Raw genomic sequence first — 24,727 nt, forward strand, 5'->3', positions numbered from 1 at the left:
GCCTCAGTCCGACGGGGACGCGCCCATGTCGAAGATCATCTTCTGTCCCTCCGGCGAGATCATCTGTTCGGCCAGTTTCCGGGCCAGATGCGTCGGTTTTTTCGGAAGAACGAGGCAAACTCGAAGGGAAAACGGGTAGCTCCGATCCGATACGGTCGCTGCGCTGGGCTTCACACCATCTATCGAAGCGAGGTTGAAATCGAGTTCTTCCGCCTTGATCTGCAGGAGGGTCATGATGCCAAGGGATCCGGTAATCTCCCGCACAAGAGACGCGTTGATCTGGTCGCTTGTTCCAATCGCGATATCGGGGCGCTTGAAGGCCGCCTCGAACTGCTTTTCAAGGCCTGGAACTTTCGAGGCGAGATAAGGCATCTCCGAGCCGCTGCGGGACCTGAGAATGACTTTGAGTTGGGTGCCGTCATCCCATTTCGGCAGGATGTTTTCATAGATTTCAGGCAACTCGCTCTGATTGAAGTTGCCTGGAGCCGGGTGTGTCGTTGCAAATACCAGGGGCGTGCGCATGCAATGAGTTTCGTGAAGCCCATGCGCTTTTTCGGAATCCTTCAGTTTTCGCGCTGAAAAAGACGCATCAATAATACCGTCGCGCAATGCTTTCAGGCCGCCGCCGGACCCCATGCTGGGGAGAACTGTTACTTTGTCTGCCGGAGAACCGGAGTGAAGCTGGCTTCCGAGCTTGGCCGCAATTCCGAGTGCGATACCTGTGCCGCTGACCTCGATCATATCGGCCTTGGCGCTTGTCCCTGACGTCATCAAAGAGACTGCCAAAAACGTTCCAACAGCGATATGGAGGCACGATTTATAGGTCCGCATGTGTTCTTTACCCTGCAGCTGGATATAACCGCATGGCCGAAGGTCGCCCACGCAATCTCTTCGGGGCGTTATAGGGGGAAAATGGTTGACGGGTGATTAAGGTTACAGCCCTGTCAGGCAAGCAAACCGATGGGGATCAGCCAGTCCTCAACCGCTCGGCAACCTCGATTGCGAAGTAGGTCAGGATGCCATCCGCACCTGCGCGCTTGAAGCCAAGCAGGCTTTCCACCATAGCCCGCTCACGGTCGATCCAGCCGTTCAGGCCGGCGGCGGAGATCATCGCGTATTCGCCGCTCACCTGATAGGCGTAGGTCGGCATGGAGAAGGTGTCCTTCACCCGGCGCACGATGTCGAGATAGGGCATGCCCGGTTTGACCATGACCATGTCCGCGCCTTCTGCAATGTCGAGGGCGACTTCGCGCAAGGCCTCGTCAGTATTTGCCGAATCCATCTGATAGGTCGACTTGCTGGCCTTGCCGAGAGTACCTGACGAGCCCACAGCGTCCCGGAAAGGCCCGTAGAAGGCGGAAGCGTATTTCGCCGAATAGGCCATGATCTGCACATTGTCGAAGCCGTGCGTGTCGAGGGCTTTGCGGATAGCGGCGATGCGCCCGTCCATCATGTCCGATGGCGCTACGATGTCGCAGCCCGCACGGGCCTGAGCCAGGGCCTGGCGGCACAGGATCTCGACGCTCTCGTCATTCAGGATGCGGTCACCCTCAAGCACACCGTCGTGGCCATGGCTGGTATAGGGATCGAGAGCAACGTCGCACATAACACCGATATCCGGCACGGAGGCCTTGATCGCGCGTACGGCTTCGCAGACCAGATTATCGTCGCGTTCGGAGTAACTGCCGGTCTCGTCTTTCAGTTCCGGCTCTGTAAACGGGAAGAGGGCGACGGCCGGAATGCCGAGATCGCGAGCCTTGCCGACGACTTCCGGCAACCGGTCGACGGAATAGCGAAACACGCCGGGCATCGAGTCGACCGGCTCTTCCAGGCCATGGCCGACACGGACGAAAACCGGCCAGATCAGATCGTCGACGGACAGTCTGTTTTCCGCCACAAGCCGCCGTGACCAGTCGGTCTGCCGGTTACGACGCATGCGGATCGACGGGAACCCTGAACCGGTGTTCAGCGTATTGTCGGTCGCGGACAGGTGCGGGGCGGATCCGTTCAGGGGCATTTTCTTGAGCCTTGTTCGTTAACCAGCAGGCGTTTCTCTCGCAACGGATGGTAAAGCGGAGAGAGGCCGGTGAAAAGGCACCGGTTGTCGCACTCTTGTTAGGGATGTCTACGACGGCTCACACTGAACTGCGCAGGCATTGAACACCGGCAGGGTGCCGCCTATGATCCGCCGCCCGAATGTGTGCCGCCAAGAACACGCGCCGGTTATGGAGGATTAAAGATGGATTTCCAGCTGAACGAGGAACAGCGCGCCATTCAGGATATGGCCCGCGCCTTCACGGCAGAGCATTTCACCCCGAACGCCGCGCGCTGGGACGAGGAAGAGATCTTTCCGGTCGAGGAGATTCGCAAAGCGGCGGAACTCGGGTTGGCCGGAATTTATGTCGGCGAGGAGCATGGCGGCTCCGGCCTGACCCGGCTGGATGCCGCGATCATCTTCGAGGAGCTGTCCGCGGGCTGCCCCTCGACTGCGGCCTATATCTCGATCCACAACATGGTCTCCTGGATGATCGACCGGTTCGGGTCGGACGAGGTCCGGGCGCGGTTTCTGCCGAAGCTGACCAGCATGGAGCTGATGTCGAGCTATTGCCTGACAGAGCCAGGTGCGGGCTCGGACGCGGCCTCGCTGAAAACCCGCGCCACACCGGAGGGCAACAGCACATTCCGGATGACGGGCGCAAAGGCCTTCATCTCCGGCGGGCCGACCAGCGATCTCTACGCCGTCATGTCGCGCACCGGCGGAGACGGCGCCGGTGGGGTCTCCTGCTTGTTGGTGGAAAGCGGTACAGACGGGCTCTCTTTCGGCAAGAAGGAGCGCAAGATGGGCTGGCACAGCCAGCACACCTCCATGGTGAATTTCGAGAATTGCCCGGTGCCGAGGGATAATCTCGTCGGTAACGAGGGCGACGGCTTCAAGATCGCCATGGCCGGTCTCGATGGCGGGCGGATCAATATCGCGGCCTGTTCCCTCGGTGGCGCCCGTGCGGCATTGGAAGCTGCATTGTCCTATGCGGCGGACCGCGCCCAGTTCGGCAAGAAGCTGAACGAATTCCAGGCCATCCAGTTCAAGCTCGCCGATATGGCGACAGAACTCGATGCGGCAAGGTTGATGGTGCACCGGGCAGCGGACAGCCTGGACCGGAAGACTCCGGAGGCGACCAAGCATTGCGCCATGGCGAAACGCTTCGCGACAGACCTCTGCTCGCGGATCTGCAACGAGGCACTGCAGATCCATGGCGGATACGGTTATCTTGGCGACTTCCCGCTGGAAAGACTGGTGCGGGACCTGCGGGTGCACCAGATTCTTGAAGGGACCAACGAAATCATGCGTGTGATCATCGCGCGCAAACTCCTCACGGAATGGGATCAATGACTGACGACGTTCGTTTTGAAGTACAGGGCGCGATTGGCTGTATCACCCTGGACCGCCAGCGCGCGCTGAACTCGCTGACGCTTGAAATGATCCGGGCAATGCAGGTGCAACTCGACGCCTGGGCCGAAGATCCGAAAGTCGGGGCGATCCTGGTCGAGGGCGCCGGAGAAAAGTCATTCTGCGCCGGTGGGGATGTCGTCGCCGTGCGCCGCTCCCGGCTGGAAGCTGGCGATACAAGCAAGCCGACCAAGCTGATGCTGGACTTCTTCGGCGAGGAATATCGTCTGAACCGCTCGATTTCCGACTATCCGAAGCCTTATATCGCGTTGCTTGACGGCGTAACCATGGGCGGCGGTGTCGGCATCTCGGTGCATGGTGACTTCCGGGTCGCGACCGACCGGACGCTTTTCGCCATGCCGGAGACAGGTATCGGTCTGTTCCCGGATGTTGGTGGCGGCTGGTTCCTGCCGCGTTGCCCGGGCGAGCTCGGAACCTATCTTGCGCTCACCGGCGCGCCTGTGAAGGCGGCTGATTGTTTTTATATCGAGGCGGCCACGCATTTCGTCCCAAGCGAGTCTCTGCCGGCATTGCGTGAAGAGCTGTTGGCGCTTGACCTTAAGGGGGACGCTGCGGGCCGGATCGAGGTTCTGCTTTCCGAGCATTCTGCTGCCTGCGGTGATGCGCCATTGGCGGAGCATCGTTCGGTGATCGACAGCGCGTTCTCCCATGACCGGATCGAGGATATTCTTGCAGCCCTGAAGGCCGACGGCGGCAGTTTCGGTGAAGAGACCGCTGCCTTGCTTGAGCACCGTTCTCCGACCAGTCTCAAGGTCACGCTGGAGATGGTGCGCCGCGGCGCGCGCTGTGCCAGCCTTGCCGAGGATCTGGAGATGGAATTCACCATGGTTCAGAGCTTCCTGGTAGCCGAAGATTTCTTCGAGGGCGTGCGAGCGCTGCTGGTCGACAAGGACCGGGCGCCGAAATGGTCGCCGGCGACACTGGACGCGGTCACACCTGAGGCCGTCGCGGGGTATTTCTCGACAGACGGCAAGATCGGGCTCTGAAAGCATCAAGCGGCACAGGGCCCTGGCTATAAGAAAACAAGTGAGGACGAGGGAGCTTTCAAATGACCACCATCGCATTCATCGGGCTTGGCAATATGGGCCTGCCGATGGCCAAGAACCTGCTTGGCGCGGGCCACGCCGTACGCGGCTTCGATCTTTCCGCCGAGAGCCTGGAAAAGCTGGCTGCAGCTGGTGGCACTGCAGCTGAAAGTGCTGCCGAAGTCGTGAGCGGCGCCGAGGTGGTGGTCACCATGTTACCGGCGGGCAAGCATGTCCGGGCGGTTTATGAGGAAAGTGTCTTCCCTAACGCGGCTCCGGGGACATTTTTTATCGACTGCTCAACCATCGACGTGGATACATCGCGAGCCGTGGCGGCGGATGCGGCTGCGAAAGGTTTTCTCATGCTCGACGCGCCGGTTTCCGGCGGGACCGGTGGGGCCGAGGCCGGCACTCTGACCTTTATGGTCGGTGGCGACGACGCGGCGTTCGAGCGAGCCAGTCCGCTGCTCGATATCATGGGGGCGACGATTGTCCATGCAGGTGCCAGCGGCAGTGGCCAGGCCGCCAAGATCTGTAACAACATGGTGCTCGGCATTTCTATGATTGCTGTGTCCGAAGCCTTCGCCCTGGCTGACAAGCTCGGTCTTGACCGGCAGAAGCTCTTCGACATCAGTTCGAAGTCTTCCGGACAATGCTGGGCAATGACAAGTTACTGCCCAGTCCCGGGTCCGGTTCCGACTTCACCGGCGAATCGGGATTACCAACCTGGCTTCAGCGCGGCGATGATGTTGAAGGATCTCGATCTGGCCCAACAGGCAGCGGAATCCGCCAAAGCCACAACCCCGATGGGGGGTAAGGCCGCGGAATTCTATGGAAAGTTCGTCGCCGAAGGTAATGGCGCTCTGGATTTCTCTGCGGTCTTCAAGAAGCTTCGCGGCAATTAGGTTGCGTATTACGGCTTTTTGACGCTACAAGAACGAGCACTATTGTATCGAATTCATAGCTAATATTGGAGTTCGGAGGCTTATGTCGGGCGTGACGACACCGGACCAGAATGCAGCGGACCCTTCCGCGGTCAAAAACGAGTATTTGGAAGCGATCAAACTGATCGAGCGTCTCCACAGGCAATTTCTTGAAGTTGTTAAGATGGAGCTCGATCGTAAGGGGATCGAAGACATCAACAACATCCAGGCCTTGATATTGTTCAATATCGGGAGCGAGGAGTTGACGGTCGGGGAGCTGACGAACCGGGGCTACTATCTCGGCTCTAACGTGTCCTACAATGTCCGCAAAATGGTCGAGAACGGTTATCTCGCGCAGGAACGGTCCGCGCATGACCGCCGCTCGATCAGGGTGAAGCTCTCCGATAAAGGGCTGGAGCTCTGCAGCTTTGTCACGGACATGTTTGATCGTCACGCTTCGGCCCTTGGGGAATCCGGTGGAAGCCCCGAACGGTTGAACGAGTCGAGCACGGTATACCGGGAGCTCGAGCGGTTCTGGATGGGGCTGCTCAATTTCGGGATCCGGGGCGGAATGCCACCGAGCTAATCCAGACTGCCCGAAATGCAGAGAAAACCGACAAACGCGCGGCCGGCTCTCCGGCCGCGTTTTCGTTTGGACAGCTGAAAAGCCTTTCCATAGAGTGTCGCGGCGCTTTACTGCCCTGTTGCGCAGCCCCGTGCTGTCAGGGACAAGACTTCCAGACCACAGAGGATTCCATGCGTCTTTCCGCTTATTTTCTGCCCACGCTGCGCGAAAATCCGAAGGAGGCGCAGATCGTCTCCCATCGCCTGATGCTGCGCGCGGGGATGATCCAGCAGTCCAGCGCCGGGATCTATTCCTGGCTTCCGCTTGGCTACAAGGTTTTGCGCAAGATCGAGCAGATCGTCCGCGAGGAACAGGATGCGGCCGGCGCCCAGGAAGTCCTGATGCCGACCATCCAGTCCGCCGATCTCTGGCGGGAAAGTGGCCGGTACGACGATTACGGCAAGGAAATGCTGCGGATCGAGGACCGGCACGGGCGGGACATGCTCTACGGTCCGACCAACGAGGAACTGATCACCGACATCTTCCGGAGCCATGTGCGCAGCTACAAGGCGCTGCCGCTGATGCTCTACCATATCCAGTGGAAGTTCAGGGACGAGGTGCGGCCCCGGTTTGGCGTTATGCGCGGTCGTGAGTTCCTGATGAAGGATAATTACTCCTTCGACACGACCTATGAAGGTGCGGTTGACGCCTACAATAAGATGTTCGTCGCTTACCTGAAGACCTATGCCCGCATGGGGCTGAGCGCGATCCCGATGAAGGCCGATACCGGCCCGATCGGCGGCGACCTTTCCCATGAATTCATTGTTCTCGCCGATACCGGTGAGAGCGGTGTGTTCTACGACAAAGCCTGGGAGAGCCAGGACTTCGCCAACATGAACGTGAATTACGCGGACATGGATGAAGTGAATGCGATCGTCGAGCGCTATACCTCGCTCTACGCCGCGACGGATGAGAAGCATGTTCCGGGCGAGGCACCGGTTCCCGAGGCGAACCTGAAGGAACGCCGGGGCATCGAGGTCGGCCAGATCTTCTATTTCGGCACCAAGTACTCGGAGCCCCTGGGAGCCGTGGTCTCGACGCCGGAAGGCGGGGACGTGCCTGTGCATATGGGGTCCTACGGTGTTGGCGTCTCGCGTCTGGTCGGCGCGATTATCGAGGCCAGCCACGACGACAGGGGCATCATCTGGCCGGAGCAGGTCGCGCCCTTCACCGTCGGCATCGCAAACCTGAAAACCGATGACGAGGGATGCACTGCGGTCTGCGAAGACCTATATGCCAAGCTCTCGGCGGCGGGGATCGAGACATTGATCGACGATCGGGACGAGCGTCCGGGCGCGAAGATGGCCAATCTCGACCTGATCGGCGTGCCGTGGCAGGTTCTCGTCGGGCCGCGCGGGCTTAAGTCCGGCGTGGTCGAGGTGAAGAACCGCAAGAGCGGCGCGGTCGAGGAAATGACACCGGAAGCGGCATTGAACAGGTTCGCTTCCTGATTGGGGTCCGGCTCTAAGGGGTTCTTAATGTTCGGCACTTTCGAGCGCATGGTGGCCATGCGGTATCTGCGCTCCCGCCGCCAGGAAGGCTTTATCTCCGTCATTGCGGGGTTTTCCCTGCTCGGCATCGGTCTCGGGGTTGCGACGCTGATCATCGTCATGTCGGTGATGAACGGCTTCCGGGCGGAGCTGGTCGGCCGGATTCTCGGTCTGAACGGACATATGTCTGTCTACAGCAAAGGCGCGCCGATCCAGGGCTTTGACGATCTGGCTGTCCGGATCGGTGAGATCCCGGGCGTGCTGACAGTCACGCCACAGCTTGAAGGCCAGGTCATGGCCATGGCAAACGGCATCGCGTCAGGCGCCCTGGTGCGCGGCCTCAGGGCCAGTGCGCTTCTCAGCCGGCAAATCGTGCCCGACAACATCATTGCCGGGTCGCTGGAGGAATTCAGCGGCAAGAGCGGTGTGATCATGGGCGCCCGGTTGGCGCGCCGTCTGCGTGTAGGGGTCGGCGACAAGATCACGCTGATTTCGCCCAGCACTACGACGACCGTGATCGGCAGCGTGCCGAGGATGCGCGCTTTCACGGTCGCGGCACTCTTCAATGTTGGCATGTATGAATACGACAACACCTTTATCTATATGCCGCTGAAGGCCGCCCAGACCTTCTTCAAGAGCGGAGACGCGGTGAACGCGGTCGAGGTGATGGTGAATGATCCGCAAGAGGTCGATGCAGTTCGCCTGCCGCTCCGAAAGGTGATCGGCGCGGACAAGTATTCCCTCGACTGGAAGCAGCAGAATTCGAGTTTCTTCAACGCGTTGGAAGTCGAACGGAACGTCATGTTCCTGATCCTGACGCTGATTATTCTGGTCGCTGCCTTCAACATCATCTCCTCGATGATCATGCTGGTGAAGGACAAGGGGCGGGATATTGCCATCCTGCGCACCATGGGCGCCTCAAAGGGCATGGTGATGCGGATCTTCTTCATGTCCGGCGCCAGCATCGGCGTGATCGGAACAATTGGCGGAACCATCCTCGGACTGGTCTTTTGCGACAATATCGAAACCATTCGGCAAGCCCTGCAGAGCCTGACGGGAACCGAACTGTTCTCGGCGGAAATCTATTTTCTATCGAAGCTTCCGGCCGAAGTCGATGCCCTCGAAGTGATTACCGTGGTTTCCATGGCGCTGTTCCTGTCCTTCGCCGCGACCATTTATCCGGCCTGGCGCGCGTCCCGGCTCGACCCGGTGGAGGCTCTTCGCTATGAGTGATCTGGGGCCGAACGGGCAGCCGATGTCGGATATCGAGCGCATTGCGCGGGGCGGGGCGACAAGCGACGCCGTTCTCGAACTACGGGGCGTCTCCCGCAGCTTCAAGGAGGCTGGCGGCACCCTGACGGTTCTGCATGATATCGATCTCAGCCTTAAAGCGGGTGAGGTGACGGCGTTGGTCGGGCCATCCGGCGCGGGCAAGTCGACATTGCTGCATATCGCAGGGCTGCTGGAGCCACCGAGCACCGGGGAAGTGATCTTCCAGGGTGAATACTGCAACCAGGCAAGCGAGGCAGAGCGCACCCGGATCCGGCGCGACGGTATCGGCTTCGTCTATCAGTTCCATCACCTGCTGCCGGAATTCTCGGCGCTTGAGAACGTGATGATGCCGCAACTGATTTCAGGCCTGTCGAAGAGCGAGGCACGCGACCGGGCCCGGCAGTTGCTGGAACTCGTCGGTCTGGAAAATCGCGAAACCCACCGTCCGGCGAAATTGTCCGGTGGTGAACAGCAGCGTGTCGCCATCGTCCGCTCCATCGCGAATGTACCGGCTGTACTCTTGGCGGACGAGCCCACGGGCAACCTTGACCCGCATACCGCCGAGGAGGTTTTCAAGCAGCTCCGCCGGATTATTTCGGCAACGGGAATCGCTGCCCTGATCGCCACGCACAACCACGAGATCGCCCAATCAATGGACCGGATCGTGGAGTTGCGCGACGGCACCCTGAAATCAATTAAATAAACGAATTCAGTGTATTATGCTTGGGGCGCAGGTGTTCGCCTGTTGTTCATGCTGACGCTCCCACAGAGCTGTGAAACAATCTACGACCTGTTGTTCCGGGGGCTGCATGTCTCACGCCGATTTCGTTCATCTCCGCGTTCATTCCGCTTATTCGCTCGCTGAAGGAGCGATCAAGGGCAAGGAGCTTGTCTCGCTTGCCAGCAAGAATGCGATGCCGGCGGTGGCGATGACCGACAGCGGCAATCTGTTCGGTGCGCTTGAATTCGCTGTGACCGCCTCCGGCGCCGGCGTGCAGCCCATCGTCGGTGGGCAGCTTGCCGTCCGCAGGCCAGATTCGGAGCCGCGCAGCGCTCTCAAGGTTGTCGGCGGCACAGCCCACACACCGAACCAGACCGATCAGATCGTGCTGATTGCTCAGACCGATGCGGGCTATCGTAATCTGATGGATCTGATCAGCCGGTCCTTCACCATGACCGACCCGGGCGAATCTCCGCAGATACCGTTCGAGGATCTGGAAGGGCGCAGCGACGGATTGATCGCGCTGACCGGCGGGCCCGAGGGGAAAGTGGGCCGGCTGTTACTGGATAATCGGGCGGAAGAAGCGGAAACCGCGCTGCTGGATCTGAAGGCGCTGTTCGGTGACCGGCTGTATGTCGAAATCCAGCGTCACTTTCTCGACACAGAGCGGCGCACAGAAGCGCCTTTCCTCGATCTTGCCTACAAGCACGACATCCCGCTTGTGGCCACCAACGAATGCTATTTCGCGACCGAGGCGATGTATGAGGCGCATGACGCGCTGCTCTGCATTGCCGGGCGCACGGTGATCGGCAACCCGAACCGCCGCCGTGTTACGCCGCATCACCGGTTCAAGAGCGCCGAGGAGATGCGGGAGCTGTTCTCGGATCTACCGGAGGCGGTCGACAACACGCTGGTGATCGCCCGGCGGTGCAGCTTCATGCCAGAGAAACTGGCGCCGATCCTGCCGCCTTTCGATACGGTCGGGGGCCGTAACGAGGCGGAGGAGCTGAAAGCACAGTCCGAAGAGGGCCTGAAAAAACGTCTGGAAGCCCATGTCTTTACCGAAGGCATGGACGAGGCCGCCCGCGCCGAAGCGGCGAAACCCTATCATGAGCGGCTCGCGTTTGAGCTCGGCATCATCGAGCAGATGGGCTTTCCCGGCTACTTCCTGATCGTTGCCGATTTCATCCGGTGGGCCAAGGACCGGACCATTCCGGTCGGGCCGGGCCGTGGTTCCGGTGCTGGCTCTCTGGTGGCATATTCGCTGGATATTACCGACCTTGATCCGTTGCGCTGGGGATTGCTGTTCGAACGTTTCCTCAATCCGGAACGTGTCTCGATGCCTGACTTTGATATCGATTTTTGTCAGGACCGTCGTGGCGAGGTGATCGAGTATGTGCAGCAGCGTTATGGCCGGGACAAAGTCGCCCAGATCATAACCTTCGGTAAACTGCAGGCCCGCGCTGCCTTGCGCGATGTCGGTCGGGTGCTGGAAATGCCGTACGGTCAGGTCGACCGGATTTGCAAACTGGTCCCGAACAACCCTGCCAACCCGGTTACGCTTGCCGAGGCGCTGGATGTCGAGCCGGAGCTCCGTCGTCAGCAAAAAGAGGACGAAGAGGTTGGCGAGCTGATCCGGATCAGCCTGCAGCTTGAAGGATTGTACCGGAACGCCTCGACTCATGCCGCAGGTGTGGTGATCGGCGACCGGCCGCTGCATGAGCTGGTTGCGCTCTATCAGGACCCGAACTCGGACATGCCGGCGACCCAGTTCAACATGAAATGGGTGGAACAAGCAGGCCTGGTGAAATTCGATTTTCTTGGCCTGAAAACGCTCTCGGTCTTGCAGAATGCGGTCGATTTGCTGAAGCGTCGGGATATCAATATCGACCTCTCGCAGGTTCCGCTGGATGACAGGCCGACATACGAGATGCTGGGGCGGGCGGAGTCGACCGGCGTGTTCCAGCTTGAAAGTACCGGCATGCGGGACGTGCTGCGCCGGATGAAACCTGACCGTTTCGAGGATATCATCGCGCTCGTCGCCCTATACCGTCCGGGCCCGATGGCGAACATTCCGAAATATATCGCCTGCAAGCACGGAGAAGAGCAGCCGGATTACATGCATCCGGTACTGGAGCCGGTGCTGAAGGAAACCTTCGGCATCATGATCTACCAGGAGCAGGTGCAGCAGGCGGCCCAGAGGCTTTCAGGATACACGCTCGGCGGCGCCGACCTTCTGCGTCGCGCCATGGGTAAGAAGATCAAGGAAGAGATGGACGCCCAGCGCGAGACTTTCGTGAAGGGGGCCGTCGAGCAGAAAGTGAAGGCCGAGAAGGCGTCGGAGATCTTCGATCAGATCGCCGCTTTCGCCGGTTACGGCTTCAACAAGAGTCACGCGGCGGCCTATGCGCTGGTCGCCTATCATACGGCCTATCTCAAGGCGAATTACCCGGTCGAGTTCCTGGCAGCGTCCATGACCTACGACATGAACAATACGGACAAGTTGAATGTCTTCCGGCAGGAGATTCAGCGCCTCGGTATCGATCTGCTTGGCCCGGACATCAACAAATCCTTCGTCGATTTCGTGCCGGAAGTCGGCCCGAACGGCGAGCTTGCGATCCGCTATGCGCTGACGGCCATCAAGAATGTCGGCGAGGGCGCCATGGAGGCGCTGATCAAGGAGCGCACGGAGAACGGCCCCTACAAGTCGATCAACGAGTTCGCCAGCCGGATCGACGGCTCGGTCGTGAACAAGCGGCTGATGGAAAACCTGGTTCGGGCAGGCGGATTCGACTGCCTGACCATGAACCGGGGGCAGTTGTTCGAAAGCGTCGAGAAAATCATGCGCCATGCCAATGCGGCGGCGGCGGAACGCAGCTCCGATCAGGTCAGCTTGTTCGGCGGCTCCTCGGCTGAGTCCGAGCCGGATATCGCTCTGGCGGACCGGCTCGACTGGCCGGCGATGGAGCGGCTGAAGGAAGAGTTCGACGCCATCGGCTTCTATCTCTCTGCCCATCCGCTCGACGCGTATGGAGCATCGCTGGAACGGCTCGGCGTGGTCCGCTCGGACCAGATTGTCGCCACCGTGAAGGCGAAAGGCAATTCTGCCCGGATCATCATCGCGGGGATCGTTGTCGGCTCCCGCGTGCGTACCTCGAGCCGGGGCAATCGCTATGCCTTCGTCCAGCTCACCGATCAGGCGGGCGTCACCGAAGTCACGGTCTTCTCCGAGGTGCTTGCGGTCAATCGCGACTTGCTGGAAGCGGGCCAGTCATTGCTGGTGAAAGCCGACGCAAAGATCGAGGACGAGGGCATCCGCCTCACCGTCTCCCGTATCGAGGCGTTGGACAAGGCGGTCTCCGGCACGGCGGCGGGGCTCAAGATTTACCTGCGCGACAAGGACCCGATCCCGCATATCTGCGAGATGATCTCCAAGGAAAAGCCGGGCCGGGGCAAGGTCAAACTTGTGGTCGACACGGATGATGAGGAGGTCGAGGTCGCGCTCGCCAGAACCTACACAATTTCTCCGAATTTCCGGGCGGCGATCAAGTCGCTTCCCGGAATTGTCGATGCCCGGGATATCTGATCCGGTGATAGACGCGCTGATTCAGAGAATTCTGTTCCTGGCCGGTGGGGCCGCCGTGGTCTTCGGCGCCAGCTATGGGCTATATTCTCTCTGGGAAGAGCACACGATTTCGGGGCGCTGCTTCGCGGCGGAACGCAAGCTGGAGCAGCACCGGTTCGGGATGGATATGCAGCATCTGCTCAATCTCTCGGATGAGCAGGCCAACCGGAAACGGTCAATCGAGCTTTGTCTCGTCGAGGACGGCACCTGCTTCGATGGCTTTGCTCCTGATTTGCAGGATTTCTGCAATTCAGAATTGACATCCGGGGGCTAGGCAGCCGGGCTTGTGCGTCCTAGGCTGCATTTCCCGTCTCTGACACCCACCGCCTCCGGACCGGATTCTCATGAACAAGAAACGTATCGCGATCTGCGGATTCAATCTTGAATCCAATCGCTTCGCCCCGACCTGCGCGCGTCCCGATTTCGAAGAGAATATGTGGTTCAAGGGCGCTGATATAGACCGTCAGGCGCGGGCCGAGCATCCCTCGATCCATGTCGGGATCTGCGGGTTCTATGACATCATGGACGAGAAATTCGGCGGTCCCGCCGGATGGGAGCCTGTGCCGGCTCTGGTGATCGGCTCGTGCCCTGCCGGTCCGGTCGAGGAAGAGTTCTTCAACGAGTTTCTGGCCGAGCTGAAAGCGGATCTGGAAGCCGGCGGCACGGTGGATGGCGTCTATATCTGCGAGCATGGCGGCGCCTGCGCGACCCACACCCATGATCCGGATGGAGAGGTGTTCAAGCTGGTGCGGGAGGTCGTCGGGCCGGACGTGCCGGTGATCGCAACGCTGGACCTGCACGCTAATGTCTCGGACGAGATGATGGAGGCGACGGATCTGATGATCGGCTACATCACCAATCCCCATGTCGACCTTTATGAGCGTGGTTGCGAGGCGGCAAAGGCCATGCTGGAGATGTTCGGCGGGGTCGAGACCGCATCGTATCGGGTGCGGTTGCCGCTGGTGGCGCCGTCCGTAACCCAGCTGACGGCAGAAGGGCATCCGTATGGCGACCTGATCCGCCTCGGTCAGACCAAGCTCGATGCCAGCGTGATGAACGTGACCTGCCTTTCCGGCTTCGCCTTCTGCGATACGCCGAAGAACGGCATGACGGTGATCGTCACCACCCGGGGAGACGCTGTGGACGCCAAGCGCGTGGCGACCGATCTGGCCGAAGCCGCCTGGAAGGACAAAGGGCGCTACGTCCCGAAGATGATGCCGCTGGAAGACGCGGCGGCACTGGGGAAAGCGGTCAGCGCGGATGCCTCCCGCGAGCCGATCCTGTTCGCGGACCCGGCGGACAATCCCGGCGGCGGCGGGCGCGGTAACACGACCTATATCCTGAAGGCCTTTCTCGATGCCGGGGTGACCGGCTGCACCTTCGCGGTGTTCTTCGACCCGGCGGCGGTCCGGGCTGCCAAGGCTGCCGGTATAGGGGCGACGATCGACGTCACGCTGAACAGCGAGGAAGACAACAGCTTCTCCGACAAGCTCGACGTGACCGCCGAGGTGCTGCATCTCTCCGACGGAGTTTTTGTAGGCAATTACGGCATGGTCGAGGGCAAGACGACGGACCTCGGGGACACCGCAGTGTTGCAGGTCGGCGGGATAAAGATCGTCTGCATCACGAAGCGGACCCAGTGCCTGTCGCCGGATTATCTCACCGCGTTCGGAATTGATGCTGCCGCCGAACGTTGCATAGTGGTCAAGTCGCGCGGGCATTTCCGCGCCGGTTACGCCCACATGTTCCCGCCGGAGCGGGTCGTGGAAGTGGACGTGCCTGGGCTGACCTCGCCGAACCTCGCCAATTTCGACTGGAAATATGTTCAGCGGCCTTTCTTCCCCGTCGATGGGGATGCCGCCACCTGGGACCGGAGCCAAGCATGAGTAGAGAGACCTGGAACGCCGTCGACGATTATTTTACGGCGGAACTGGTGCCCGAGCAGGCGGGCTTCCAGAAAGCGCTGGATGCGAGCGATGCCTCAAATCTGCCAGCCATCAGCGTCTCGGCCAATCAGGGCAAGTTCTTGCATCTCATTACCCGGATGATCGGCGCGAAGAAGGTGCTCGAGATCGGCACGCTCGGCGGTTACAGCACGCTCTGGTTCGCCAGCGCGCTTCCGGCCGATGGCACGGTGGTGACGCTGGAGTTCGAGCCGCTGCATGCCGAGGTGGCGCGCGCCAACTTTCGGGACGCCGGGTATCAGGACATGATCGATGTGCGCGTCGGTGCGGCGCTCGACAGTCTGCCGAGTGTCGAGGCGGATGGCGTGGGGCCGTTCGACGTCGCCTTCATCGATGCCGACAAGAAGAACAATCCCGGCTATTTCGAGTGGGCCCTGAAGCTGGTCCGGCCGGGCGGTGTTATCCTGGTCGACAATGTGGTCCGGGGCGGGCAGGTGCTGGAAGCTGCGACAAGGGACGTGGACGTCCAGGGCGTGCGCAAGGTGATCGGGATGATCAAGGCCAGCCCTCGGGTTGATGCGACGGCCCTGCAGATCGTCGGCTCGAAAGGCTATGACGGGCTGGCAATCTGTCTCGTGAAACCGTGATCGGGCGGGACTTGCGGGCCGCTCCGGTATTGGCCAGCATGGTTTTGGAATTCTGAGAGGGAGGAGTTGCGATGGAACGGGATTTTACCGCGCGCGGCCATCACGACATGGGCGGCCTGCCTGCCGGCGATATCGACCGGGAAGAGCATGATTACGCGCTTTGGGAAAAGCGGGTCGATGCCTTGATGATGATCTGCACGAACCGGCTGAAGCTGATGACGGTGGATCAGCTGCGCAAGGGCATCGAGGCCCTGCCGCCAAGCGCCTATGATGACATGACCTATTACGAGCGCTGGATCTCTTCGGTCACCAACACCCTGCTGGAGCGGGGTGTGTTCACCGCGGACGAGCTTGGCGCGAAGATTGAAGAGGTGCGGGCCCGTTATCCGGACGGAGTGATGCCGGAAGGCAGTGCCGGAGGAGGGTGCTGATGGCACGCTTCGCTGTCGGGGACCGGGTCCGGGTCCACAAGCAGTTCCCGCCGACCCCACCCAGTCATATCCGCACGCCGTATTATGTGCGTGGGCATGCTGGCATCGTTGAGCGGATCTGCGGCGCCTTCCGCAACCCGGAGGAACTGGCTTTCGGCCGTGACGGCGCGCCTGAAATACCGCTCTACCGGGTGCGCTTCCGTCAGAAGGACCTCTGGTCGGATTACGAAGGCCATGAGGACGATAAAATCGACATCGAGATCTTCGAGTTTTGGCTCGACCGGGCCGAGGGATCTGAAGGAGAAACGGCATGAGCACGGGGCACGACGATCAGGGCCACGATCACGGACATCATCATCACCACGATCATGACCACGACCATCTGCATCCCTACGATCCAGAGCATCATCACCCGCACCGGGCGGATCAGGACGACAGCATGACCTATTACCGCCTGATGGAAGAGGCGGTGCGCGAGCTGATGATCGACAAGGGACTGGTCACGGCTGACGACATCCGTGCCGAGGTAGAGGCGATGGATGCCCGTACCCCGGCCAACGGAGCACTCGTCGTCGCCCGCGCCTGGACGGACGCGGATTTCAAGACGCGTCTGATTGCGAGCCCGAAGGAAGCGATCGCCGAAGTCGGGCACGATATCGGCCCGATGAAGCTGATCGTGCTGGAGAACACGCCGGAGGTGCACAATGTCGTCGTCTGCACGCTCTGCTCCTGCTACCCGCGCTGGATCCTCGGCATCCCGCCGGACTGGTACAAGAGCCGTTCCTACCGCTCCCGCGTCGTCCGCGAGCCGCGCGCCGTGTTGCGGGAATTCGGCACGGAGATCGCCGATAATCGGGAAGTTCGGGTGCACGACAGCACAGCGGACATGCGCTACATGGTGCTGCCGATGCGTCCCGAGGGCACCGACAGCATGAGCGAGGAAGAACTCGCCGCCTTGGTCCACCGGGATTCCATGATCGGCGTGACGGAAGTCAGCGTCTGAGATTTGCCGCTCTTCCCCCTTGCATTTCGGCGCTTCGACCTTTAAAACCCGCCGCATTCATCACGCACACGGGTGTGCGCGGTGTCGGGGAGACATCCCGGCGCAGCGCTCCGGTGTCCGGGCAGGTGCCTGGGCAAAACCCGTGGAGGCATAACCGGAGAAAGACGGAAGATGAGCGTCCCTACGTTTACAATGCGCCAGCTGCTTGAAGCTGGTGTCCATTTCGGCCACCACACGCGCCGCTGGAACCCGAAGATGGAAGAGTACATCTTTGGCATCCGCAACAACGTTCACATTCTCGACCTGCAGCAGACGGTTCCGCTTCTGTATCGCGCTCTGTCCGCGATCCGCGACGTCACCGCGTCCGGTGGCCGCGTGCTCATGGTCGGAACCAAGCGCCAGGCTGCTGATGTGATTGCCGAGACCGCGTCCAAGACCGGTCAGTATTACGTCAATCACCGTTGGCTCGGCGGCATGCTGACCAACTGGAAAACCATTTCCAACTCGATCCGCCGCTTGAAAGAGCTGGAAGAGCGTTTCGAGCAGGGCATGCAGGGGCTGACCAAGAAAGAGCAGCTCAACCTGTCCCGCGAGCGCGAGAAGCTTGATCGCTCCCTCGGCGGTATCAAGGAAATGGGTGGCCTTCCGGACATCATGTTCGTGATCGACACAAACAAGGAACAGCTTGCCATTCAGGAAGCCAACACACTGGGTATTCCGGTCGTGGCCATTCTGGACAGCAACAGCGACCCGAAAGGCATCAGCTACCCGATCCCGGGTAACGACGATGCGATGCGCGCCGTTTCGCTTTACTGCGAGCTGGTTGGCAACACGGTTCTCGCCGGTCTGCAGGAAGAAATGATGTCTTCCGGCGTTGATGTTGGCGAGTCGGAAGAAGCTCCGGTGGAGCCGGCTGTTGAAGCCGCTGCTGAGCCGGTTGCTGAAGCTCCGGCGGAAGCCGCTGCTGAACCGGCGGAAAAGGCTGCTGACGCGGCTCCGACGGAAACCGCAAGCGCCTAAACCGCTCCGGTTTGCTAGACTGATCGTGATGGCGGCGGCACGCGAGGGCGGAGCCGCCGCCGTTACGAGACGGGTTCGAAAAGTTACGATTGTTTGACAGGCCCGCCGGCCCCGACAGGGAGCTAGGACGGCATGAGCAACGAAAAGAGGAAGACGATGGCTGTCACCGCTGCGATGGTTAAGGAACTGCGCGAAAAGTCCGGCGCGGGCATGATGGATTGCAAAAAGGCACTGGGCGAAACCGACGGCAATATTGAAGCCGCGATCGACTGGCTGCGGACCAAAGGTCTTGCCGCTGCCGCCAAGAAGTCCGGCCGTGTGGCTGCCGAAGGTCTGGTCGCGGTTGCGACCGAAGGCACCAAGGGCGCGCTGATCGAGGTCAATGCGGAAACCGACTTCGTTGCCCGCAACGCCGATTTCCAGGGTTTCGTTTCCACGCTCGGCGGTCTCGTTCTCTCCAACGGCGACGATATCGATGCGCTGAAGGGCATCGCCTATCCGGAAGCTGGCCGCACCGTTGAAGAGCAGCTGACCCATAACATCGCCACCATCGGCGAGAACATGAGCATCCGCCGCGCCGCGTCGATCTCTGTCTCCAACGGCGTTGTCGTTCCCTACGTCCATAACGCGGTCGTACCGGGTCTCGGCAAGATCGGTGTGCTGATCGCGCTGGAATCGACTGCCGATGCAGGCAAGCTTTCCGAGCTTGGCAAACAGCTCGCCATGCACGTCGCCGCGACGTCCCCGCAGAGCCTCTCCGTCGACGATCTCGATCCGGAGCTGGTCGAGCGCGAGCGCGCCGTTCTGGTCGATCAGGCGAAAGCCTCCGGCAAGACGGAAGAGATCGCCCAGAAGATGGTCGAGGGCCGGATCCGCAAGTACTATCAGGAAGTCGTCCTGCTTGAGCAGACCTTCGTGATCGACAACGAGAACAAGGTCTCCAAGGTCATCGAGAACGCTGCTAAGGAACTCGGTACCGAGGTGAAGCTCGTCGGCTTCCGTCATTTCGTGCTTGGCGAAGGCATCGAAAAGGAAGAAGAAGACTTTGCCGCCGAAGTCGCAGCCACTCTGGGCAGCTAATCGGCAGGATGGGACCTGAAACTATACGGGGGAGAGCAGCGTGACGGCGATCGAACAAGGTCAGGAGCCGCCGGCTCCCAAGTATAAACGGGTTCTGATGAAAATTTCGGGTGAAGCCCTGATGGGCGAACGGGCTTATGGCCTGGACCCGGATATGGTCTCCCAGGTCGCGAACGAGATTAAATCCGTTTGGGACCTGGGCGGCGAAGTCTGCGTCGTCATTGGCGGCGGGAATATCTTCCGCGGCGTCTCCGCAGCCGCCAAGGGGATGGAGCGGGCCACCGCTGATTATATGGGCATGCTGGCAACGGTGATGAACGCACTCGCCATGCAGAGCGCTCTCGAAGGCATCGGCGTTCAGTGCCGGGTGTTGTCTGCGCTGCCGATTTCCGCCGTGGCGGAGCCCTACATCCGCCGCCGGGCCGTCCGCCACATGGAAAAGCGCCGTGTGGTGATTTTCGCCGCCGGTACAGGAAACCCGTTCTTCACTACCGATACAGCCGCCGCTTTGCGCGCCTCCGAGATGGGCTGCGACGCGATGCTGAAGGCGACCAAGGTCGACGGCGTCTATGACGCCGATCCCGCGATCGCCAAAGACGCTGTACGGTATGATCAGTTGACCTACATGGATGTTCTGTCGAAGGACCTCAGGGTGATGGATGCATCGGCGATCTCGCTCGCACGCGAGAACGGCATTCCGATCCTTGTCTTCTCGATAGAGAATGTGGGAGCTTTTGCGGATGTGATCCGCGGACGCGGCACCTTCACAATTATAAGTGAGAAGGCTGGATAAAAAATGTCTGAAGGACCCGATCTCGACGATCTGAAACGCCGCATGGACGGCGCGCTCTCTGCTCTGGATAAGGAATTCCAAGGACTGCGGACCGGCCGCGCCTCGGTCAACCTGCTCGAGCCGATCATGGTCGATGCCTATGGCTCCAAGATGCCGATCAACCAGGTCGGCACTGTCGGTGTACCGGAGCCGCGCATGCTGACCGTCCAGGTCTGGGACAAATCCATGACCAAGGCGGTCGAGAAGGCGATTCGCGAATCCGATCTTGGCCTGAACCCGCAGGTCGATGGCCAGTTGCTTCGTATTCCGCTGCCGGATCTTTCCGAGGAGCGCCGCGCGGAACTTGCGAAGGTTGCCGCGAAATACGCCGAGTCGGCCCGTATCGCGGTCCGCAATGTGCGCCGTGACGGTATGGACAGCCTTAAAAAAGCCGAAAAAGACGGCGACCTTTCCCAGGACGAACGCCACCTCTACGAAGAGGAAGTGCAGGAGATGACGGACAAGTTCGTCTCCCGCATCGACGAGGCGCTCGGGTCCAAGGAAAAGGAGATCATGCAGGTCTGACCAATGGCGGAATCTGACGCACAACATCAACCAAAACATCCGCGTCACATCGCCATCATCATGGATGGCAATGGCCGTTGGGCGAACGCACGCGGGCTGCCGCGCACTGTTGGACACCAGCGCGGCGCGGAAGCTGTTCGGCGCACCGTAGAGGCATCGATCGATCTCGGAATTGGCTATCTGACCCTGTTCGGGTTCTCTTCGGAGAACTGGAAACGGCCGAAGATGGAAGTTCTCGATCTGATGGGGCTGTTGCGCCGCTATCTGAAGAGCGAGATCGTGGAGCTGCATGAGAAGGGCGTCCGGTTTCGGGTGATCGGCGACCGTGTGCGGCTTGATAGCGATATCGTCAAATTGATCGAGCAGGCCGAACGTCTGACCAAAGAAAACAGCCGTCTGGTTCTGACCATTGCGCTCAGCTATGGCGGGCGCGATGAGATTGTCAGCACCTCACGCCGACTGGCGGAGCTGGTCGCTGAAGGGGCCTTGAAACCGGATCAGATCAACGAGCAGATGTTCGGTGAAGCGCTGGAGACGGCGGATATTCCTGACCCTGATCTGCTGATCCGGACCAGCGGCGAGAAGCGGATCTCCAATTTCATGCTCTGGCAGTGTGCTTATTCGGAGTACGTTTTCCTGCCGACGCTGTGGCCCGATTTCGGCAAGGACCAGCTCAGCGAAGCTATAGACGAGTTCTGTCAGCGGGACCGGCGCTTCGGCGCGGCCGTCGGCTGACCCGGGGATGCCGGGCCCAGCCATTGACCCGGCACCGGATGGTGTTGGCTCCGGAGCGCCGCAAACGACCGCTCCTGTAGGACGCTCGCGGGAGCTTGTCCTGAGGATTGTATCCTCACTCGTGATCCTGCCGCCCGTCCTCCTGCTGTTCTGGCTCGGTGACTTGTACTTCCTGGCTCTTGTGACGGTCTTGGCCGCGGCGATGGCATGGGAATGGTGCAATCTCGTCAATCCGGACAGCGCAACGGCGATACGCCGTCTCACCGGTCTGACCGCAGCCATGCTTGTCGGTATTGCCGCTTTCAGTTTCCGGCAGCCGGAGGCTTTGTGGGCTCTTCTGGGACTGCCGCTGATCTATGTGGCCGCGGTCCGCTTTGTCACCGGGGCCTGGACACTGAATCTGTTGCCGGGCCTGTTGATCGCATTCGCCCCCGCATTCGCTATCTACTGGGTGCGAGAGTTGCCAGGTCATGGGCTTGAGACTGCGCTGTGGCTGGCGTTTTCGGTGGTTATCACGGATGTTGCGGCCTATGCGGCCGGGCGGACCATTGGCGGGCCGAAAATCTGGCCGCGGGTCAGCCCGAACAAGACCTGGGCGGGACTTATCGGCGGGATGGCAGGAAGCGCCTGTTTCGGGGCTCTATTGGCAGTGTATCTGGGACAGACACCTGGTCTCGTCGCACTTGCAGGGGCGGTGATCGCCATCGTCGCGCAGGCAGGTGACTTTGCCGAATCGGCCCTCAAGCGTTATTTCGATGTTAAGGACTCCGGGCGTTTGATACCCGGACATGGCGGCATACTCGACCGGGTGGACGGTCAGATCACCGTTCTGCCGCTGGCGGCGGCGCTGATGCTTCTTTCAGGGAAGAGTATCCTGCTCTGGACCTGGCCCTGAGCGAAATGCTGAAAACGACTGACAAAATGCAGGATCAACAGCGCAAATCGGTTTCCGTGCTTGGGGCTACCGGCTCCGTCGGCGGCAGCACGGCAGACCTGTTGCTGGCAAATCCGGACCGTTTCTCTGTGACGGCACTCTCCGGTGGCCGCAACGTTGTACGCCTGGCTGAACTCGCGCATGCGCTGAAGCCCGAATTCGTCGCGATTGCCGATCCGGACAGCTATGCCGACCTGAAGAGTGCCTTGTCGGGAACCGGGATCGAGGTTGCGGCCGGGGATGCGGCTGTTTGCGAGGCTGCTGCACGCCCGTCAGACTGGGTGATGGCCGCCATTGTGGGGTGTGCAGGCCTGTTGCCGACACTGACGGCGGTCCGGCGGGGCGCGACGGTTGCTCTGGCGAACAAGGAATGCCTGGTTTCCGCCGGCGATATCATGATGCGTGAGGTCGAGGCCTCGGGCGCAACATTGCTGCCGGTCGATTCCGAGCATAACGCGATCTTTCAGGTGTTCGAGCAGCACAGGCGCAAGGCGATAGACAAGATCGTGCTGACAGCCTCCGGTGGCCCGTTCCGCGATGCGACCCTGGCGGAGATGGACCTGAAAACCCCCAAGCAAGCGGTAGCGCATCCGCAATGGAGCATGGGGGCCAAGATCTCGGTCGATTCCGCGACGATGATGAACAAGGGGCTGGAGGTCATCGAGGCCGCGCATCTGTTCGATCTGGACGTGGACCGGATTGATGTCCTGGTTCACCCCCAATCGATCATCCACAGCATGGTTGCCTACTCGGATGGCTCGGTGCTGGCGCAGCTCGGCATGCCGGACATGCGAACACCGATCTCCTACGCTCTGGCCTGGCCCGAGCGCATGGAGACCACGGTCCAGAAACTCGACCTGACTGAGATCGCCAAACTGACTTTCTTTGCTCCGGACATGGAGCGTTTCCCCGCACTGGCGCTGGCGCGTGAAGCCCTGCGCTCCGGCGGCGCGCAACCCGCTATTCTGAATGCGTCCAACGAAATTGCCGTGGAGGCTTTCCTGGACAAGCGCTTGCCTTTCACCGGAATCGCGGAACTGGTCGGCGACGCATTGCAGGCTGTAAACGTGGGCACACCGCAGACAATCGACGATGTGATTGCCCTTGACCTGGACGTCCGCGGACAAGCCCGAGAGCTGATTTCAGGTGCTCGCCGGACGTCGTCGTCGGCTCTCGTTTCCGAGAGCGCCATTGAGATTGAGGCCGACCGTCTCTAAATAGAACAAATCGTAACAAATCGTTCTGAGGATCGCCGTCGCTATGGAATTTCTGACCGGTTTCGCTGGAAGCCTGATCCCGTTTTTGCTGATCCTCACCGTTCTGGTTTTTGTCCATGAACTTGGACACTACTGGGTCGCGCGTCGGGCAGGCGTCCGGGTCGAGGTGTTCTCTGTCGGTTTCGGGCCGGAATTGTTCGGCTGGAACGACAAGCACGACACCCGATGGAAGATCTCGGCCATCCCGCTGGGCGGTTATGTGAAGATGTATGGCGACGCGGATCCAGCGAGTGCCACATCCGAGGGGCTGGAAGAAATGACGCCGGACCAAAAGGCGGTCTCCTTCCATTACAAGAGCGTCGCCCAGCGCATTGCTATCGTTGCAGCCGGTCCGGCCGCGAACTTTATTTTCGCGATTGTTGTTCTGGCGGGGCTGTTCATGGTTGTGGGGCAGCGCTACGCGCCGGCGACGATCGACGAGGTGATGCCTGACAGCGCCGCTGCTGCTGCCGGACTTGAGGCCGGAGACCGTGTGCTGGAGATCGCTGGCACCGAGGTCACACGTTTCGGCGATCTTCAGGTTGTCGTGCGCGAAAATCCCGGCACGGCGTTGCCGATGATCGTGCGCCGCGGCGATGCGGAACTCAATTTGACCATTACGCCGAAAGAGATCATCACCGAGGACCGCTTCGGCAATGCGCTCAGGTTCGGTCAGCTTGGGGTGCGCAGCAACAATGTCGCCATGATCAAGCATGGTCCGCTGGATGCGCTCTGGAGTGCGACCGTCGAGACCTACAGCATGACAGCCCAGACACTGCGTGCCGTAGGCCAGATGATCACCGGCTCCCGCGGTACGGAGGAGCTAGGCGGGCCGATCAAGATCGCGCAGATGTCCGGCGAAGTGGCAAAGCAGGGCTGGGATACGACGTTCTGGTTCATGGCCGTACTTTCGGTCAATCTCGGCCTGATCAATCTGTTCCCGATTCCGGTGCTCGATGGCGGTCATCTCGTGTTCTATACGGCAGAAGCGATTCGGGGCCGACCCCTGAACGAACGTTTCCGTGAATATGCATCCGTGGCTGGGCTGTCTCTGGTGATTGCGCTCATGGTGTTCGTCACCTGGAATGACATTGTCAGCAATTCATTCGTGCAGAAAATCGGCGAGATTTTCGGCTGACTTCGGGGGTGCTGGACACAGCACTCCGTAAGTTTTCGAATTATCAACGGAATCACCGGTTTAATGCGTGTT

At 60.5% G+C, this 24,727-nt stretch carries 24 protein-coding genes; 22 read left to right on the forward strand and 2 right to left on the reverse strand.

Annotated elements, in window-relative coordinates; translation table 11 throughout:
- Positions 1–3: 3 nt before the first annotated feature.
- Together IG629_RS02480 and hemB are read right to left on the reverse strand one after the other, a co-directional pair.
- Positions 4–771 (reverse strand): PstS family phosphate ABC transporter substrate-binding protein, encoded by a 768-nt coding sequence (locus tag IG629_RS02480; RefSeq protein WP_193170403.1) that lies wholly within the window; start codon positions 769–771, stop codon positions 4–6.
- A 196-nt stretch (positions 772–967) separates the two neighbouring features.
- A complete protein-coding gene (gene hemB / locus IG629_RS02485; protein WP_226886389.1) occupies positions 968–2,017 on the reverse strand; it encodes a porphobilinogen synthase in 1,050 nt (349 codons plus the stop codon).
- A 222-nt stretch (positions 2,018–2,239) separates the two neighbouring features.
- Between hemB and IG629_RS02490 the strand changes: the two genes are divergently transcribed.
- The 22 genes from IG629_RS02490 (at position 2,240) to rseP (ending at position 24,655) form a co-directional block, all read left to right on the forward strand.
- Positions 2,240–3,391 (forward strand): acyl-CoA dehydrogenase family protein, encoded by a 1,152-nt coding sequence (locus IG629_RS02490; protein WP_193170404.1) that lies wholly within the window; start codon positions 2,240–2,242, stop codon positions 3,389–3,391.
- Complete coding sequence (locus tag IG629_RS02495; RefSeq protein WP_193170405.1) at positions 3,388–4,455, forward strand: enoyl-CoA hydratase/isomerase family protein; 1,068 nt, start codon at positions 3,388–3,390, stop codon at positions 4,453–4,455. The genes IG629_RS02490 and IG629_RS02495 overlap by 4 nt, the downstream gene beginning before the upstream one ends.
- A gap of 62 nt (positions 4,456–4,517) precedes the next feature.
- The gene (gene mmsB, locus IG629_RS02500) at positions 4,518–5,399 is read left to right on the forward strand and encodes a 3-hydroxyisobutyrate dehydrogenase (protein WP_193170406.1); all 882 of its coding nucleotides are present in this window, start codon (positions 4,518–4,520) and stop codon (positions 5,397–5,399) included.
- 82 nt (positions 5,400–5,481) lie between these two features.
- Positions 5,482–6,003, forward strand: coding sequence for a MarR family winged helix-turn-helix transcriptional regulator (locus IG629_RS02505; RefSeq protein WP_193170407.1), 522 nt, complete (start codon positions 5,482–5,484; stop codon positions 6,001–6,003).
- A 170-nt stretch (positions 6,004–6,173) separates the two neighbouring features.
- A complete protein-coding gene (proS, locus tag IG629_RS02510; RefSeq protein WP_193170408.1) occupies positions 6,174–7,493 on the forward strand; it encodes a proline--tRNA ligase in 1,320 nt (439 codons plus the stop codon).
- A gap of 27 nt (positions 7,494–7,520) precedes the next feature.
- Positions 7,521–8,765, forward strand: coding sequence for a lipoprotein-releasing ABC transporter permease subunit (locus tag IG629_RS02515; RefSeq protein ID WP_193170409.1), 1,245 nt, complete (start codon positions 7,521–7,523; stop codon positions 8,763–8,765).
- Positions 8,758–9,507 (forward strand): ABC transporter ATP-binding protein, encoded by a 750-nt coding sequence (locus tag IG629_RS02520; protein ID WP_226886390.1) that lies wholly within the window; start codon positions 8,758–8,760, stop codon positions 9,505–9,507. The genes IG629_RS02515 and IG629_RS02520 overlap by 8 nt, the downstream gene beginning before the upstream one ends.
- A gap of 106 nt (positions 9,508–9,613) precedes the next feature.
- The gene (gene dnaE, locus IG629_RS02525; RefSeq protein WP_193170410.1) at positions 9,614–13,111 is read left to right on the forward strand and encodes a DNA polymerase III subunit alpha; all 3,498 of its coding nucleotides are present in this window, start codon (positions 9,614–9,616) and stop codon (positions 13,109–13,111) included.
- On the forward strand, positions 13,095–13,424 hold the full coding sequence (locus IG629_RS02530; RefSeq protein WP_193170411.1) for a hypothetical protein: 330 nt from the start codon (positions 13,095–13,097) through the stop codon (positions 13,422–13,424). Before dnaE ends, IG629_RS02530 begins: the two co-directional genes overlap by 17 nt.
- 70 nt (positions 13,425–13,494) lie before the next feature.
- Entirely contained in the window at positions 13,495–15,036 is a 1,542-nt protein-coding gene (locus IG629_RS02535; protein WP_193170412.1) for a M81 family metallopeptidase, read from the forward strand.
- A complete protein-coding gene (locus tag IG629_RS02540; RefSeq protein ID WP_193170413.1) occupies positions 15,033–15,701 on the forward strand; it encodes an O-methyltransferase in 669 nt (222 codons plus the stop codon). Before IG629_RS02535 ends, IG629_RS02540 begins: the two co-directional genes overlap by 4 nt.
- A 71-nt stretch (positions 15,702–15,772) precedes the next feature.
- Positions 15,773–16,132, forward strand: coding sequence for an SH3-like domain-containing protein (locus IG629_RS22835; protein WP_193170414.1), 360 nt, complete (start codon positions 15,773–15,775; stop codon positions 16,130–16,132).
- Entirely contained in the window at positions 16,132–16,446 is a 315-nt protein-coding gene (locus IG629_RS22840) for an SH3-like domain-containing protein (protein ID WP_193170415.1), read from the forward strand. The genes IG629_RS22835 and IG629_RS22840 overlap by 1 nt, the downstream gene beginning before the upstream one ends.
- Complete coding sequence (locus IG629_RS02555) at positions 16,443–17,135, forward strand: nitrile hydratase subunit alpha (protein WP_193170416.1); 693 nt, start codon at positions 16,443–16,445, stop codon at positions 17,133–17,135. The genes IG629_RS22840 and IG629_RS02555 overlap by 4 nt, the downstream gene beginning before the upstream one ends.
- Before the next feature lie 171 nt (positions 17,136–17,306).
- Entirely contained in the window at positions 17,307–18,155 is an 849-nt protein-coding gene (rpsB, locus tag IG629_RS02560; protein WP_193170417.1) for a 30S ribosomal protein S2, read from the forward strand.
- Between the two features lie 132 nt (positions 18,156–18,287).
- Entirely contained in the window at positions 18,288–19,235 is a 948-nt protein-coding gene (tsf, locus tag IG629_RS02565) for a translation elongation factor Ts (RefSeq protein WP_404923226.1), read from the forward strand.
- 49 nt (positions 19,236–19,284) lie between these two features.
- Complete coding sequence (pyrH, locus tag IG629_RS02570; protein WP_449867041.1) at positions 19,285–20,028, forward strand: UMP kinase; 744 nt, start codon at positions 19,285–19,287, stop codon at positions 20,026–20,028.
- 3 nt (positions 20,029–20,031) lie between these two features.
- Positions 20,032–20,592 carry a ribosome recycling factor gene (gene frr / locus IG629_RS02575; protein ID WP_193170418.1) on the forward strand — a complete coding sequence of 187 codons (561 nt, stop codon included), beginning with the start codon at positions 20,032–20,034 and terminating at the stop codon, positions 20,590–20,592.
- A 3-nt stretch (positions 20,593–20,595) separates the two neighbouring features.
- On the forward strand, positions 20,596–21,327 hold the full coding sequence (locus IG629_RS02580) for an isoprenyl transferase (protein WP_193170419.1): 732 nt from the start codon (positions 20,596–20,598) through the stop codon (positions 21,325–21,327).
- A 7-nt stretch (positions 21,328–21,334) separates the two neighbouring features.
- The gene (locus IG629_RS02585; RefSeq protein ID WP_226886391.1) at positions 21,335–22,222 is read left to right on the forward strand and encodes a phosphatidate cytidylyltransferase; all 888 of its coding nucleotides are present in this window, start codon (positions 21,335–21,337) and stop codon (positions 22,220–22,222) included.
- A gap of 26 nt (positions 22,223–22,248) precedes the next feature.
- The gene (dxr, locus tag IG629_RS02590) at positions 22,249–23,478 is read left to right on the forward strand and encodes a 1-deoxy-D-xylulose-5-phosphate reductoisomerase (protein ID WP_193170421.1); all 1,230 of its coding nucleotides are present in this window, start codon (positions 22,249–22,251) and stop codon (positions 23,476–23,478) included.
- Positions 23,479–23,521: 43 nt separating this feature from the next.
- Positions 23,522–24,655 carry an RIP metalloprotease RseP gene (rseP, locus tag IG629_RS02595; RefSeq protein ID WP_193170422.1) on the forward strand — a complete coding sequence of 378 codons (1,134 nt, stop codon included), beginning with the start codon at positions 23,522–23,524 and terminating at the stop codon, positions 24,653–24,655.
- The last annotated feature ends 72 nt before the right edge of the window (positions 24,656–24,727 follow it).

Origin of the sequence: Nisaea nitritireducens (assembly GCF_014904795.1) — a bacterium.
GTDB classification, from domain to species: domain Bacteria; phylum Pseudomonadota; class Alphaproteobacteria; order Thalassobaculales; family Thalassobaculaceae; genus Nisaea; species Nisaea nitritireducens.

Excerpts from the sequence above, each read along its gene's own strand:
- IG629_RS02480 (WP_193170403.1), bottom strand. The coding sequence starts at position 771 with ATGACGTCAGGGACAAGCGCCAAGGCCGATATGATCGAGGTCAGCGGC.
- frr (WP_193170418.1), top strand. The coding sequence starts at position 20,032 with ATGTCTGAAGGACCCGATCTCGACGATCTGAAACGCCGCATGGACGGC.
- IG629_RS02555 (WP_193170416.1), top strand. The coding sequence starts at position 16,443 with ATGAGCACGGGGCACGACGATCAGGGCCACGATCACGGACATCATCAT.
- IG629_RS02530 (WP_193170411.1), top strand. The coding sequence starts at position 13,095 with ATGCCCGGGATATCTGATCCGGTGATAGACGCGCTGATTCAGAGAATT.
- proS (WP_193170408.1), top strand. The coding sequence starts at position 6,174 with ATGCGTCTTTCCGCTTATTTTCTGCCCACGCTGCGCGAAAATCCGAAG.
- IG629_RS02505 (WP_193170407.1), top strand. The coding sequence starts at position 5,482 with ATGTCGGGCGTGACGACACCGGACCAGAATGCAGCGGACCCTTCCGCG.
- IG629_RS02585 (WP_226886391.1), top strand. The coding sequence starts at position 21,335 with ATGCCGGGCCCAGCCATTGACCCGGCACCGGATGGTGTTGGCTCCGGA.
- IG629_RS02520 (WP_226886390.1), top strand. The coding sequence starts at position 8,758 with ATGAGTGATCTGGGGCCGAACGGGCAGCCGATGTCGGATATCGAGCGC.
- dnaE (WP_193170410.1), top strand. The coding sequence starts at position 9,614 with ATGTCTCACGCCGATTTCGTTCATCTCCGCGTTCATTCCGCTTATTCG.
- tsf (WP_404923226.1), top strand. The coding sequence starts at position 18,288 with ATGAGCAACGAAAAGAGGAAGACGATGGCTGTCACCGCTGCGATGGTT.
- rseP (WP_193170422.1), top strand. The coding sequence starts at position 23,522 with ATGGAATTTCTGACCGGTTTCGCTGGAAGCCTGATCCCGTTTTTGCTG.
- rpsB (WP_193170417.1), top strand. The coding sequence starts at position 17,307 with ATGAGCGTCCCTACGTTTACAATGCGCCAGCTGCTTGAAGCTGGTGTC.
- IG629_RS22840 (WP_193170415.1), top strand. The coding sequence starts at position 16,132 with ATGGCACGCTTCGCTGTCGGGGACCGGGTCCGGGTCCACAAGCAGTTC.
- IG629_RS22835 (WP_193170414.1), top strand. The coding sequence starts at position 15,773 with ATGGAACGGGATTTTACCGCGCGCGGCCATCACGACATGGGCGGCCTG.
- hemB (WP_226886389.1), bottom strand. The coding sequence starts at position 2,017 with ATGCCCCTGAACGGATCCGCCCCGCACCTGTCCGCGACCGACAATACG.
- IG629_RS02490 (WP_193170404.1), top strand. The coding sequence starts at position 2,240 with ATGGATTTCCAGCTGAACGAGGAACAGCGCGCCATTCAGGATATGGCC.
- IG629_RS02540 (WP_193170413.1), top strand. The coding sequence starts at position 15,033 with ATGAGTAGAGAGACCTGGAACGCCGTCGACGATTATTTTACGGCGGAA.
- mmsB (WP_193170406.1), top strand. The coding sequence starts at position 4,518 with ATGACCACCATCGCATTCATCGGGCTTGGCAATATGGGCCTGCCGATG.
- IG629_RS02535 (WP_193170412.1), top strand. The coding sequence starts at position 13,495 with ATGAACAAGAAACGTATCGCGATCTGCGGATTCAATCTTGAATCCAAT.
- IG629_RS02515 (WP_193170409.1), top strand. The coding sequence starts at position 7,521 with ATGTTCGGCACTTTCGAGCGCATGGTGGCCATGCGGTATCTGCGCTCC.
- dxr (WP_193170421.1), top strand. The coding sequence starts at position 22,249 with ATGCAGGATCAACAGCGCAAATCGGTTTCCGTGCTTGGGGCTACCGGC.
- IG629_RS02495 (WP_193170405.1), top strand. The coding sequence starts at position 3,388 with ATGACTGACGACGTTCGTTTTGAAGTACAGGGCGCGATTGGCTGTATC.
- IG629_RS02580 (WP_193170419.1), top strand. The coding sequence starts at position 20,596 with ATGGCGGAATCTGACGCACAACATCAACCAAAACATCCGCGTCACATC.